The following is a 13126-nucleotide window of genomic DNA, read 5'->3' as shown; positions in this document are numbered from 1 at the left end:
CAGCATTGAGCTCTATAGAATATGCGGTGTTGAAATGTAGGGGGTAATCCCCTTGCACTGGCACACCACCTTGGGAATCCCACATACCCAAAGTAGTGCCTGCAGCATGTCCATGGTATCCAATGGGATGGGTGTAAATTGAAGGTTTAATCCCTTCCTTGATAGCTTGTTGACGTGATAGCTTTAACACTTCATTGCCTGTGCGACCTAACTTGAAGTGTGGCAGTAAATATATCCTGCAAACGATTGGCACTGGCTAAGGCTTTTTTCAAATAAAGTGGAACGTCCGTTTCATTGGGTTTAAGCACATAAGCATGTTGCTGTTGATCTGAATGAAGGCGTAAATAGCTCAAACCGAAATCCATATGTAACAAATCACCGGGCATAATGATTTGCGCTTTAGGCCGCTCACTGAATGCTTGTAAGTGGTCAAACTTTTCATTGCTTGAACGCTGTAATGATACAGTGGGATGAAACCACGTTTGTAACCTTAAATCTAATACCTTCTCTCTTAACCACCACACTATATCGTCTGTCGTAGTCACCCCCGGTTTTACCACTTGATTCGAAAAGGCTTCAGCTATCACTTGATGACCTAATTCAATCAAATTTGGATAAACCTGCATTTCCATCTCACTACGAGTTTTCAAGCCAGGCGATGGCCAATTTTTCCGACGATATCAGTTGAGTCTCACTTTGTTTAGCTAAGGCTTGGCTGAACGCCTCATATTCTGTGGCAGTGATCCCATCTCTGCTAATGCAAAATGTTTCGATTGATTAACCGCCACTTTTTTGGGTTGTTTCTGCTTAATTAACTTAACAAGACTGTCCCATTGATTAGGTTGTTTTTCTTTATCCCAGGATTTTTCTGAATAAGGTGTCCACTGCATATCTTGCAACGGCTAAACGTTCGATGGGTTTCCCTTCACCGGGGTCAAAAAGTACAAGAATTGTGCGCCTGCGCGCAGATAACCAGTTGGCAGGGAGCATGGTTTTAAGTATTGGGTCTTCATTATATTCCCGTGATATCAACACCCACATATCAATACCTTCGCGGCGCATCAGGCCTGGTAATAAAGTGTTGTAATCTGTCATCTAAAATCTGGTGTGATGAGTTGCGCGCGTTCGCGCATGGGCAATACATTGGGAGCAGCCAAACTGCTGGCACAAAATACCAATAACAAACATCCCATTAGCCTATTTTTCATCATACTTTTCTTAGTGTTCATTATGAGCACGTCACTTATATTAATCATATTTGTAGACCAATCTTTCCACCTCTAATTTAATGGAATTATTGGTTAAATTTCGAGAACAAGCGTTACAGTAGTTAAAAATAATAATAAAACATCATTATGAAAAAACACATCTATGTAGCGTATACCGGCGGCACTATTGGTATGCGCCCCTCCTCTCAAGGTTTTATTCCTGCAGCAGGTTTTTTATCTCAAACCTTAGCTAATATGCCCGAGTTTCATCGCAGCGAAATGCCCGACTTTACCATACACGAATACAATAACTTAATTGACTCTTCTGATATGAGTCCATCTGATTGGCAAAAAATTGCCAATGATATCCAGCAAAACTACCTTCAATACGATGCTTTTATTATTCTACATGGCACAGACACTATGGCTTACACAGCCTCAGCGTTGTCTTTTATGTTAGAAGATTTGGGGAAACCCGTTATTGTCACGGGCTCGCAAATCCCCCTTGCCCAGCTGCGTTCTGACGGGCAGATCAACTTACTTAATGCGTTGTACATAGCAGCTAACTATCCTATTGCTGAAGTCACCTTGTTTTTTAATAATCAGCTTTTTAGAGGCAATCGTAGCCGCAAACTAGATGCCGATGGATTTAATGCGTTTGATTCACCTAACTTTCCGCCATTACTCAAAGCAGGTATTAACATTGAGGTTAACAACAAACTATTGGGCATAGACACCACAAAAAACCTCCATGTTAGTCAAATTGAATCCCAGCCTATTGGTGTAGTAACCTTGTACCCAGGTATCAGTACTGATGTGATTAAAAACATCTTACAACAACCGGTTAAAGCCCTTATTTTGCTTAGCTTTGGAGTGGGTAACGCCCCACAGAACGCAAGATTGTTGAAACAATTATCCATTGCAGATCAACAAGGTGTGATTGTCTTGAATTGCACTCAATGTGTGCGTGGCAAAGTCAATATGAACGGTTATGCTAACGGCCATGTATTACGAGAAATAGGCGTAGTGTCAGGCCAAGACATGACCCCTGAAGCCGCTTTGGCCAAGTTACATTATTTACTCAGCAAAGACATGCCAGCAAATCACATCAAAAGACAATTAATTGCCAATTTACGCGGTGAGTTAACGGAATAGGTCAATGGCTCAGTAAAAGCAGGGACTAGTAGAAAGCAAGAAAGAAACAGTAAAAAGCAAAAGAGAAAGAGAAAGAAAAAGAATTTAGACTGCTTAGGTGAAGTAGCACATATCCTAACAGACAGTTTGGATTAATAGGTTTTGACTTAATCTGATAAACGGCTGTGAGCGCTCAGGAGACATTCAGAACATTCAAATTACAGCGCACGGTCAAATTTTTTTACACTATTTTGACTCGTGAATTTTTCGTCGAAAATCGGTGATTTATCACAGATACATTTATTCGGCATCACCTGCCAGCCATTATTTATCTGCTATCCGGCTCCTCACAGCGATTTCCAGACAACCTGCCCTTTCAAGTCATAGTGCATCCATAGCTTTCCCCTTTTTTGAATAGTTTTAATGAGTCAATGACTGACTCTCCTTTGCTCATTTTCAAATAAGTGGCTTTGTTGCAAAATACAAGACCTGCCCCCGGTCTGCACAGTCTGCTATGAACAATTTAGAAAAACCAACTACTGAGCGTTGTCCCGCAAAGGCAAGGTGATAACAATCCTAAACGTGTTATCACTGTCAATTTGAACATGGCCCCTAAACTTATCACTTTATCTTCAATACCATGTAGGCCGAACTCGCCACCTGATGAAGCGGCATGAGGTGGCATGCCCTGACCATCATCTTCAATGGATAAGATAACATTGCTGGTGTTATGTGTAGGTCAACATAAAAGTGCTTTGCATTGGCATGCTTAAGGGTATTGGTCACCGCCTCCTGCAGCGTTCTGAAGATGGCTACTTTTTGGCTTTCTGACAGCCTTTCAACATCACCACTCACTTGCGGATGATATTGTATGTTAAGGACTTCCATTTTATCACTGAAGTAACTACCCATAATGGTTTGCTTTAGCCCAATGTCATCCATCACTCTAGGGCGCAACCAGTGCAGTAGTCATACACATTGTTATACATTTCCTCTGCGTTTTTTTTAACGATGGCAAGCGACTCTAAATCGACGTCAGGGGATTTTTGCTCGACAATATAAATACCTAATTTCATCGCGGTAATACTTTGTCCAAACTCATCATGTAAGGTCTGAGATAATACTTTTCGTTCATTTTCCCGCACTTGGGTCATTCTTTCAGCTATCCCTTGGATTTTAGTATTTAATGTTTGCAGTGCGGTATTTTTTACCTCAAGTTCGTTATTTTGCAACAGCAGCTGCTGTTGCATTCCGTTATTTTCATTGACCAGTGCACCTACCAAGATAGCAACCAGACTGTAGCTGATAATATAGGGTTGATAAGCAAGAATAAGCGATGCGTCTGCACTTTGAAACAGCAAGGCTAGGCTCATTAATATTAGGCCACAGACAAATAACATTGCGCCTGACCAACCGAATCAGTAAGAAAACCAAATCAGGGGAATGAACAAAATCATTTTAAGCAGATAGAGGCTGCTGGATTGATATTGATAAAGCAGTAACACGGCGATTAGCGCACCGAGTAATTGGGAAACCAGTAAGTATTTTTCCTGACGTGTAAAACGCCTCCAATATCGAGGGACATCCCTAATGGTAAATGCCAGGATGAGGCAAATAAATATGGCCACAAAGCCGGTGACGATATGCAGCGCGAACATTTCGAATAATTGCTTATCAGGTACACCACTATAGAGTGCTTGGGTATCCATCATATAATACTGAAAAAAACGCACGGCCCGATAAAAAAGCGCCGCTGCCAAGATGGCTATGGCAGAGTAAACCAAGTCTAACCGTATTGGGATTTTTTTGAGTTTGATAAAGACGATACCTAGCATTGGCACTAACTGGTGTTCCACGGCCAGTATTAACATCCAAAGTGCATCTTGGACTGTCGTAAGTTCGGGAACTCCCAAGTAAAGATAATGCCCTATTCGGGCTCCTACAAACAGCGCCAACCAATAGCGAAAATGCAGGTGCAGCATAGCAACAACCAACATGCCCGCGGGGAAGTACCAAGAGGCAAGTCCGTCTTTTAAACTGTAACTTAAGGTAGCAAACCACGACAAATAAAACCCTAAACTTGCAGCGAGTATTATGACTACATTATGCCGAAAAAAAATACCCGCCAATGGCGCTGCTCAAGTTGCCATTTCATTAGAAAAGCTACACATCAGCCAAGTCAATCAATCCTAACTTTAAGGCTATGCGCGTGGTCTCAAAGTCGATGTTGATTTTCATCTTCTGAAAGATATTTTGCTTATGTGCATGCACTGTTTTGACTGCAATATTGAGTTCTTTAGAGATGAGTTTGATTTTGTGGCCTTGCGCTAAATGTATGAAAATTTGTTTTTCCCTGCCGGTCAACTGCAAATAAACTTGCAAGTGTGTTTGTTCATCCGCGCATTGTGCGTTTAATACTGCCTCATAATAAGCTTCCCCTTGCAGCACCGCATCTGCCGCCTGCATCAAGTTAGCGGAAGCGCCTCGTTTAGAAATATAACCCTCAATCCCTATCGACTGAGCGCGGGAGATATAGAAAGCCGACTCATACATGCTAAGCACCATGATTTTAATGGCCGGGTGGGTTTTTTTCAGGGTTTCGGCAAGAGATAAACCATCCATGTCACCAAGTTGAATGTCGGTGATGAGTAAGTCAATTGCGAATAAATCAGCAGTGGTAAGTAAAGCTTCGGCACTGTCAAAAGACCCCATGACAGCATAGTCACCCTTCAATGTAACTAAGCGCTCTAACCCTTCTCTGACCAAGGGGTGGTCTTCTACCAATACAATATTTTTCATCTTACAAACTATCCCTGTTAAGCAATTAGCCCACTGACTGCGGATTAACATCAGCCTAACATCAAAATCTGAGAATACACAATAACCCAGTCAATTATTTTATAAACTAACTTTGATGACCACATAAAAACTCAGTCAGGCACTTTACTAGGAAAACTTCCTATAGATTAGTTTTATGAAACTATTTAGTCTATTCGCTCAAATTTATCTCTATTGATAAGTTAAGGCAATGATGCCAACAACGAGTAGTAAAATGAACAAATTGATGGCTGTTATATTGGCATTTGGGATTCTATGTAGTCACTCGGTTTTTGCAGAAGTGAACGAAAAAATAACAATAGCAATTGGTGAGATTGAATACAGGGCGAAAGATAGTAGCGAAAATAAAAAAGATACGGTGCTTATGGCAAGTGTTCACGGGAGGATACTAGAGCTTTTGTCGACATGCTTACTACGGCTTTAGTCAAAACCAGAAAATTCAAAGTTATTGAAAGAGATAGAATGGCTGAGATACTAAAGGAGCAGGGACTTAGCTTAGGGGGGGGTGCCAATGGTGGTTTTGAGTGTGATGGTCTTAACTTAGCGGGTGTCGATTTTATTGTAACTGGTGCTATCAGTGTGTACGGTGAAACATCTAAGCCTATGAAGGTAAAAAGGTTTTTCCTCTGATAAAACCATTGCTTCAATGGCAGTAGATATTCGTATTTTGAAGGTTGCTGATGGTTCAATTGGCTTCGCAGAAAGCGTTAGGGCTGAGGCCCAAGGCGGAAATTCTCTTAATGTTAATGGTTTTGCTAGCGGTGGGGATAATAGTAGTAGCGCTCTACTTGGACAGGTAATGAGAGATACTTCTATTAATGTAACTAATGTAATAGTTTCAAACATATACCCAATCAAAATCGTCGCTATTACAAAAAAGGGCGACATCATGCTTAATTACGGTAACGGCCTTTTACAAAAAGGGGACCACCTGAATATATTTAGCCTAGGCGAAACCTTTGTTGACCCAGATACAGGGGAGGAGCTTGGTAGCGAAGAAGAGTTGGTTGGCGAAGTAGCAGTTTTTAGCGCTCAAGCAAAATTTTCCAAAGCTAAAGTAATTGAAGGTGCTGACTCACTTGAGAAGGGCATGATTGCTAGAGTAGTCCACGGCAAAAAGTCAAAGGAAAAAGTATGGAAATTAAAGAATAACATGACATAGGTCCCGGTCTTGGCATTGGCATTGGCATTTTTTATTATGCCCTATATTTTTAGCTGGGTAACTTTGAAATCCGGTTATTCAACTAGAACTAGAGTTATATCTTTTGGATGGTTAGCGCTTATTCTTATAGTTTTAATTAATGGTGGGAATGAGAGTTCTGTGCCTAGTAGTAAGAGTAATAATCAATCACTAGAAACCGTCGTTGCTTCGCCTCCTGAAGCTAGTCCTGTTTATGAAGAGGTAGAATTAAAGACTCTAAATAGAGATTATAACCAGAATGAAGCGAGAGCAGATCGAGATTACAAGGGTAAAACATTTCTAGTGAATGCAACTGCTGCAAGCATTGACCAAGACCTATTTGATAATACGGTTATTCAATTCCAGGGCATCAATCAGTTTCTTGACATTAGCGCGAAGTTGGAACAAAACAAACGAAATATTGCTAAAGCGATTGAACTTAACAAGAGACAATCCATTAGGTTAATTTGTTACGTCAAGGTTGCGTTTATGGGAGGGCCTAGGTTAACCGATTGCCGTTTTCCATAGTTTTTAAGACATTAAACAATAACATAAAGGTAGCAGTAACAATGGCAAAACAAAGCTCGATTTTTAAAAGTATAAATCTATTAGGTATAAAAAGGGTTCTTCACTTTGAACTTTCGATGATGAGTAGTATTAAACTTAAAGGTATTGATTCATCACCAAATGAACTTACAATACGTTTTAAAGGCGGTAAGTGTGTGATCAAGGCAGAGGGTTCTAGTACACTAATAAAAACTAAAGTCCGTTGGTTTAAAATTTTTATATGGGATCTTTTTCTTGACGTTTCTAGAGCAAAACAGGTTCACAACGCTGTTTTGCATTTCATTGGTACGTAATTAGTTGTAGTAGTGTGATTACCTTTAGTAGCTCAGGCTTGTCCTGACAGTTATCCATTTTTCAAATGGTGCTGGCAGTTTAGGCTTGCGCTAAATTTTTTTCTGACCAAACCGATTTTCCAAGAGGCTAATTTAGGTTGTTCTCTGAGCTGCTCGGCAACGACTCCTTTTGGCATAGTCTGTGTGAAAAGTAGGTTTATTGAGTATTGGTGGAACTTAAAGATATACAAAATGGAGAAATTCCTGTGAACCCCTTTTAGAGCAAGAACCTAAGACAGTCATAGAAATAAGATTCACTGGTTATATTTTACTATTATAACCAGTGAATCGTACTGATGATTTTTGATTCGGTATAATGCTTTTCCAGAACCTGTGACAGATTCTTTGTGACTGCCATGAGCAGCGGGGTCAAATCATTTGTTCATTAAAATTATCGGAACTAAGTTTGATGCATCCTAGGGGTTATCTTAGGTGTTTAGATTTGTGAATGATTCAGCCGTTAAATGCATTACTCAGAATGAATTTTATATAGCACGGTTTGAAAAAATATTAGGGAAGCCTTTTTTTTCATAGGATTGGTGAGGAATGTGAAGGGTTTACGAGATATCCAAATTAGCTCAGAGTCATTGATTTACCAACAACATAGTAAATTACTAGAAAATGGTAGTTTAAACCGATTTGGCACTTTGAGCCGATTAGATGCAAGCTGTGTTGCACCATCTTCCCAGAGGTCTTTTCACAGAGTTGCGCGTGGCGTCCAGATGTTGCTCGAAGAAAGGCATGGATGTCGGTATTCGAAGCACATTTTAAAACCTGCGGGGACAAAATCGTTTCAATTTATATTAATCCACTAATGGCCATTATTGGCATTAGTGGCTATAAGTGGCCATTAGTGGCATATGGCTCTTTGTCAGATTTGGTAAATGTCTATTATTAATGGTTGTCACAGTGCTGACTATTCTAGCTTAGGTTTATATTAATAAAGGGGGGGTATCATTGGGCATAGGTTCACTGTTCACCGCCCAATGCCATTCCAAGTAAGTACGAAGCAACTACTAAGCTCCTAATTATCTACTGTTCTTCAAACTCCAGACATAAAAAAAGCAAACCTATTGGTTTGCTTTTTTTGTAGAATTCTAATTATTTGATGATTAAAGTACTACGATGTTCTCAGCTTGTGGACCTTTTTGGCCTTGCGTTACAGTGAACTCAACTTTTTGACCTTCGGCCAACGTTTTAAAGCCAGTACCTGTGATAGCACGGAAATGAGCAAAAACATCAGGGCCGTTTTCTTGTTGAATGAAACCGAAACCTTTAGACTCGTTAAACCATTTTACTGTACCAGTAGTTGCAGACATAATATTTCCTATATTTCTTAAATTTTCAAGAGTAATTGTGTCTCCTAAGAGACGTTAGTTGTGCTGAAGTGTGTTGCAATTACTTATGAGCTACGAGACCGGGTACTGCTGTGGAACGTCGAAACAATGTACATAAATATCAAACTTACATTCAAGCTAAGTTAGTATATCTCTAACATATCGCAGGTCAACAACTTTTATCGATAAAATTGCTAGAACAAGGCTAATTGTTTCAACTAGTTAGTCACAAATTCATTATAAATATGCTTTCATTGCTGAGTGTCATTAAGCTCAAACAACTGTTTATATAATAATCAACCTGCCTAAATCTTGCACAAGAATGTTGATTGATATTTAATCAAACATCAACATAAACGAGTTGCACGCACTAAACGTTGTTAATTAAAACGCTTCGACGACACAAACACGAGACTCAAGGCAGAAAGAACTGCAGCCACAGCAGCTAAAGTAAAGGTTAACTCGGCGCCCTGACCTTGGTCCCAAAAATAACCAGCTCCATAACCACCAATCGCACCGCCTACACCAAAACCGATACTGATATAAATGGCCTGCCCCTGACTTTGGAATCTATGACCAAAATAATGATGAATAAAATGCATAGACGCAGCATGTGTCATACCAAAACTAAATGCATGTAGTATTTGGCTTAACACCAATATTGCAGGATTGTTTGCAGATACCGCTAACAAATACCAGCGCAGTGCGGTGAGTAAAATACTGCTCACTAAAATCCACTTTACACCAAACAATGTAATTAACTTTCCTGCTTGCAAAAAAATGACAACTTCTGCTAATACCCCTAATGCAACAAGCCATCCGGTGGTCTGTCCGCTGTAGCCTAAATCCAGAGCGTATAATGCAAAAAAACCATAATAGGCACCAAAGCTTAGCTGTAATAAAGCCGCTGAGAGTAAAAAAGTATAAAACACGGGTGTATTAATTTTATGCCAAATCGATGTTTGACAAGTGTCGGTGCTTTTTTTGGGTGTTGGCTCTTTAAGAAATAGCGTCACAGTAAACAAGCTAAACAACACTATCACGCCCACGTAAATCGGGGCATCGCTAGAAAATTCATCGATCATTTTGCCAGTAAAGATAGTCAGCAAAATATAGCCAATGCTTCCCCATAATCTTATTCGCCCATAATGACTGGCGTTACCTTGCACACAATTTAGAGTTAATCCTTCAATTTGCGGTAATATAGCGGTCCAAAACATCATCATTAATGCAAGGCTGAGAGTCAACGCCCAGAAGCCATCAACAAACAACACTAAACAAAGCGTACCAAAAGTTAATAAAGCGCCTAATTGTAATACTTTGAGCGCCCTACCCGATTTATCAGCAAGCACCGCCCACAAATTTGGCCCAGCGATCCGGGCAACCGTGATCAGCGCAAAAAGCTCACCAATTTCACTTGATGAAAAGCCTCTTCCATCTAAAAAAACACCCAGATATGGCATCAACACCCCAAACTGTCCGAAATAAAACAGATAGGTCATGGAGAGTAGAATGAAGTTAGAGGTAGAAAATGCAGATTTAGCCAATGAGAAAACTCAATTTGAGTGAATGAAAAGCTTCATCACAAACCCAGAAAGACCGTTAAGCCTCTAGGCAATAAGCGCACCAAGCATGGTGCGACTTAACGATGTGCGACTTAGCGAAGTGTGACCTAGCGAGGCCCGACCTAGCGAGGCCCGACCTGCGCAGCAATAACAGGAGTCGCGCTTTTAACATCAGCATTTTGACCGCGATGCCTAAGCAAATGATCCATCACAACCAAAGCCATCATTGCTTCAGCAATCGGCACGGCTCTGATACCCACACAAGGGTCGTGTCTACCTTTAGTGATCACTTCAGCAGTTTTGCCATGTACGTCTATAGTTTCCCCAGGAACACTGATACTTGAAGTCGGTTTGAGTGCCATATGCACCACTAAATCTTGACCCGTTGATATGCCACCTAACACACCACCAGAGCGGTTAGATGCAAATCCTTCTGGGGTCAGTGCATCGCGATGTTCGCTACCTTTTTGCTCGACAGTAGCAAAACCATCACCCACTTCGACACCTTTAACCGCGTTAATGCCCATCATCGCATGGGCTAAATCTGCATCTAATCTGTCAAAAATAGGCTCACCCAAACCAACAGGCATATTAGTAGCCACCACCGACACTTTCGCGCCAATGGAATCGCCTTGTTTTTTAAGATCACGCATATAAGCATCCAGGGCTTCTATCTTGCTCTCATCAGGGCAAAAGAATGGATTGGTGTTAATGAATTGATAATCAACAGTGTCAACTTTAATCGGCCCTAACTGCGACAGATACCCATGAATTTCAACGCCATGTTGCTGTTTGAGATACTTTTTGGCTACACCACCAGCTGCAACACGAATAGCCGTCTCGCGCGCAGAAGAACGGCCACCACCACGATAATCCCGCAGCCCATATTTTTGCTGGTAGGTATAATCTGCATGCCCAGGTCTAAAGGTATCTTTTATTTTTGAATAATCGTTACTGCGCTGGTCGTTGTTATTGATGAGCAGTCCAATGCTAGTACCGGTAGTTTTACCTTCAAACACCCCAGACAAAATTTTCACTTCATCTTCTTCGCGTCTAGCGGTAGTGAAACGTGAGGTGCCAGGTTTGCGCCTGTCTAAGTCACCTTGTAAGTCTTCTTCAGACAACTCTAATCCCGGAGGACAGCCATCAATAATACCACCGATAGCGATGCCATGGCTTTCGCCAAAGGTGGTGACGGTGAATAGTTTACCAAAGGTGTTACCTGCCATAATCTTAAAGCCCTATTGTCTTAACTACTTATTTTATAATGGAAATGTATATTTAATTTAATCTATACATATTTAATGGGGTGAGTTTAATGATCAACCGAACGCCAATACTCCACTAAATCATTTTTGCCTATCGCAAACACACCATGGCCACCATTTTCAAATTCTACCCATTGAATAGGTAATTCTGGATAACGGGTGAACATATGCACTTCACTATTACCTACTTCAACAAATAGCCAACCATTGTCTGTTAAATGACTGGGAGCCTGACGTAAAATATTGTCAACTAAGTCCAAACCGTCTTGGCCCGCTTCCAAAGCTAACGTTGGCTCATGATGAAACTCTTTTGGCAAGTCGTCCATGTCCTCGGCGTCTACGTAAGGTGGATTACTCACAATCAAATCGTATTGCTGCCCCTGCAAGGCGGACATCAAATCAGACTGAATGGGATACACTCTTTGATTCAATTCATGTTCAGTAATATTCAGTTCTGCTACATCAAGGGCATCTTGACTAATATCCACTGCATCTACTTGTGCCTCTTCAAATGCATAGGCTAATGCGATAGCAATACAGCCTCCCCCTGTGCATAAATCCAATATATGCTGAGGCTCGCTATCGCCAAGCCACTCTTCAAAATGGTTTTGAATCAGTTCTGCAATAGGTGAACGAGGGATAAGCACTCGTTCATCCACAAAGAAAGGTAGCTCGCAGAACCACGCTTGATTAGTCAAATAAGGTACCGGAATGTGCTCATCCGCACGGCGCTTCACTATTTTGATAATGTTTAATTTTTCGAATTTAGTTAAGCGGCTATGAAATAATTGATCGCCAGTTTGTAACACCAAATCTTGATGTAAATGCAATAACTGTAAAACCAAACTCACCGCTTCATCCCAGGGGTTATCTGTACCATGACCATAAAATAACTCTGCTTGGTTAAAACAACTCACAGACCATCTCACCATATCCAAGATAGTGTGTAAGTCTTCTGTAATCTGTTCGGCGTCTATTTCGGAAAAAGTATCTGTGGTCATGTTATCGCTTAATAAATCTAGGCCCGCAGACCTTGAATACATGTGCTCTGCTCGCAAATTTTGTTATGCTGATACCAAAGCAAATATGTACTTGTAATGAATGAAAAACACGCCATCTGACCACAGAACTCAAAAACAAATTGATGAACCTGATCTCTTTAAAAATGAGTTCAAAGATATAGCGCCTATTAAGCAGGATAAAATACCGCCTCAGCGCTTTTGCAGCAAGCAGAATTCGGGACTTACGCAAAAAAATAAGACAGATTTAACAATAATGAAACAAGCAGCGGCTGCTTTTGAGTTTTCAGATGGTTTTGAAGGCCATTTTGATATTGACCAACCACTCAAATATGTCAAACCAGAAACAGACAGTCATGAAGTGCAACGCCTGCGCCGAGGTGATTATCCGCCCGATCTTATTCTCGACTTACACGGGTTTAAAAAAGAAGAAGCCAAACACGAAATTGCAGCGCTTATTCACGTTGCACAAAAAAAACATATTTATTGTGTCTCCATCATGCACGGCAAAGGCACTTACGCACTGAAAAAATCTATTCCAAATTGGTTAATACAACACCCAGCCGTGATGGGTTTTCACCAAGCACCAAAAGAATGGGGAGGTCAAGCTGCCTTACTGGTATTGATAGACTTACCCTTACACCACGCAAAATATTAAATCAAAGCTAACCTGTGCCC

Annotated in this window: 16 protein-coding genes and 2 pseudogenes; 6 read left to right on the top strand and 12 right to left on the bottom strand. The window is 40.8% G+C overall.

From position 1 onward, the window contains the following. The 4 genes and pseudogenes from Q0Y52_RS07315 to Q0Y52_RS07300 form a co-directional block, all read right to left on the bottom strand. A pseudogene (locus Q0Y52_RS07315) lies at positions 1-190 on the bottom strand (Xaa-Pro aminopeptidase); the annotation flags it as partial. A gap of 1 nt (position 191) precedes the next feature. Beyond that, positions 192-650 carry a hypothetical protein gene (locus tag Q0Y52_RS07310; RefSeq protein ID WP_297820006.1) on the bottom strand — a complete coding sequence of 153 codons (459 nt, stop codon included), beginning with the start codon at positions 648-650 and terminating at the stop codon, positions 192-194. 202 nt (positions 651-852) lie between these two features. Then, on the bottom strand, positions 853-1095 hold the full coding sequence (locus tag Q0Y52_RS07305; protein WP_297820003.1) for a hypothetical protein: 243 nt from the start codon (positions 1093-1095) through the stop codon (positions 853-855). Next, positions 1092-1229, bottom strand: coding sequence for a hypothetical protein (locus Q0Y52_RS07300; RefSeq protein WP_297820000.1), 138 nt, complete (start codon positions 1227-1229; stop codon positions 1092-1094). Before Q0Y52_RS07300 ends, Q0Y52_RS07305 begins: the two co-directional genes overlap by 4 nt. Positions 1230-1355: 126 nt before the next feature. On the opposite strand from Q0Y52_RS07300, the gene ansA reads away from it, so the two are divergent. Further along, entirely contained in the window at positions 1356-2363 is a 1008-nt protein-coding gene (gene ansA / locus Q0Y52_RS07295; RefSeq protein ID WP_297819997.1) for an asparaginase, read from the top strand. 600 nt (positions 2364-2963) lie between these two features. Here ansA and Q0Y52_RS07290 read toward each other — a convergent pair. Genes Q0Y52_RS07290 through Q0Y52_RS07275 form a run of 4 tightly spaced genes read right to left on the bottom strand, consistent with a single transcriptional unit; the run spans position 2964 to position 5141 of the window. Then, positions 2964-3284, bottom strand: coding sequence for a hypothetical protein (locus Q0Y52_RS07290; RefSeq protein WP_297819994.1), 321 nt, complete (start codon positions 3282-3284; stop codon positions 2964-2966). Beyond that, complete coding sequence (locus Q0Y52_RS07285; protein ID WP_297819991.1) at positions 3284-3715, bottom strand: histidine kinase; 432 nt, start codon at positions 3713-3715, stop codon at positions 3284-3286. The genes Q0Y52_RS07290 and Q0Y52_RS07285 overlap by 1 nt, the downstream gene beginning before the upstream one ends. A gap of 45 nt (positions 3716-3760) precedes the next feature. Beyond that, the gene (locus Q0Y52_RS07280) at positions 3761-4471 is read right to left on the bottom strand and encodes a hypothetical protein (protein ID WP_297819988.1); all 711 of its coding nucleotides are present in this window, start codon (positions 4469-4471) and stop codon (positions 3761-3763) included. Positions 4472-4505: 34 nt separating this feature from the next. After that, positions 4506-5141: a response regulator transcription factor gene (locus tag Q0Y52_RS07275; RefSeq protein WP_297819985.1), complete on the bottom strand. Its 636-nt coding sequence runs from the start codon at positions 5139-5141 to the stop codon at positions 4506-4508. 426 nt (positions 5142-5567) lie between these two features. Here Q0Y52_RS07275 and Q0Y52_RS07270 point away from each other — a divergent pair. The 4 genes and pseudogenes from Q0Y52_RS07270 to Q0Y52_RS07255 all read left to right on the top strand — a co-directional run. Further along, positions 5568-5810 (top strand): annotated as a pseudogene (locus tag Q0Y52_RS07270) (CsgG/HfaB family protein); the annotation flags it as partial. Between the two features lie 16 nt (positions 5811-5826). Continuing rightward, positions 5827-6342, top strand: coding sequence for a hypothetical protein (locus Q0Y52_RS07265; RefSeq protein ID WP_297819983.1), 516 nt, complete (start codon positions 5827-5829; stop codon positions 6340-6342). Between the two features lie 36 nt (positions 6343-6378). Continuing rightward, positions 6379-6888, top strand: a complete 510-nt coding sequence (locus Q0Y52_RS07260; protein ID WP_297820027.1) for a hypothetical protein — start codon at positions 6379-6381, stop codon at positions 6886-6888. 41 nt (positions 6889-6929) lie between these two features. Further along, entirely contained in the window at positions 6930-7220 is a 291-nt protein-coding gene (locus Q0Y52_RS07255; protein ID WP_297819981.1) for a hypothetical protein, read from the top strand. 1151 nt (positions 7221-8371) lie between these two features. Here the strand turns inward: Q0Y52_RS07255 and Q0Y52_RS07250 are convergent. The 4 genes from Q0Y52_RS07250 to prmB form a co-directional block, all read right to left on the bottom strand. Further along, positions 8372-8578, bottom strand: a complete 207-nt coding sequence (locus tag Q0Y52_RS07250; RefSeq protein WP_007617424.1) for a cold-shock protein — start codon at positions 8576-8578, stop codon at positions 8372-8374. A 398-nt stretch (positions 8579-8976) separates the two neighbouring features. Further along, positions 8977-10098 (bottom strand): MFS transporter, encoded by a 1122-nt coding sequence (locus tag Q0Y52_RS07245; protein ID WP_297820024.1) that lies wholly within the window; start codon positions 10096-10098, stop codon positions 8977-8979. A gap of 185 nt (positions 10099-10283) precedes the next feature. Continuing rightward, entirely contained in the window at positions 10284-11390 is a 1107-nt protein-coding gene (gene aroC, locus Q0Y52_RS07240; protein ID WP_297819977.1) for a chorismate synthase, read from the bottom strand. An 86-nt stretch (positions 11391-11476) separates the two neighbouring features. Beyond that, positions 11477-12430: a 50S ribosomal protein L3 N(5)-glutamine methyltransferase gene (gene prmB, locus Q0Y52_RS07235; protein ID WP_297819975.1), complete on the bottom strand. Its 954-nt coding sequence runs from the start codon at positions 12428-12430 to the stop codon at positions 11477-11479. 100 nt (positions 12431-12530) lie between these two features. Between prmB and smrB the strand changes: the two genes are divergently transcribed. Beyond that, entirely contained in the window at positions 12531-13106 is a 576-nt protein-coding gene (smrB, locus tag Q0Y52_RS07230; RefSeq protein ID WP_297819973.1) for an endonuclease SmrB, read from the top strand. The last annotated feature ends 20 nt before the right edge of the window (positions 13107-13126 follow it).

Source organism: uncultured Paraglaciecola sp., assembly GCF_943787955.1.
GTDB lineage: Bacteria > Pseudomonadota > Gammaproteobacteria > Enterobacterales > Alteromonadaceae > Paraglaciecola.
The sequence above is the reverse complement of the archived record's forward strand: the minus strand, read 5'-3'. Positions and strand labels throughout refer to the sequence as shown.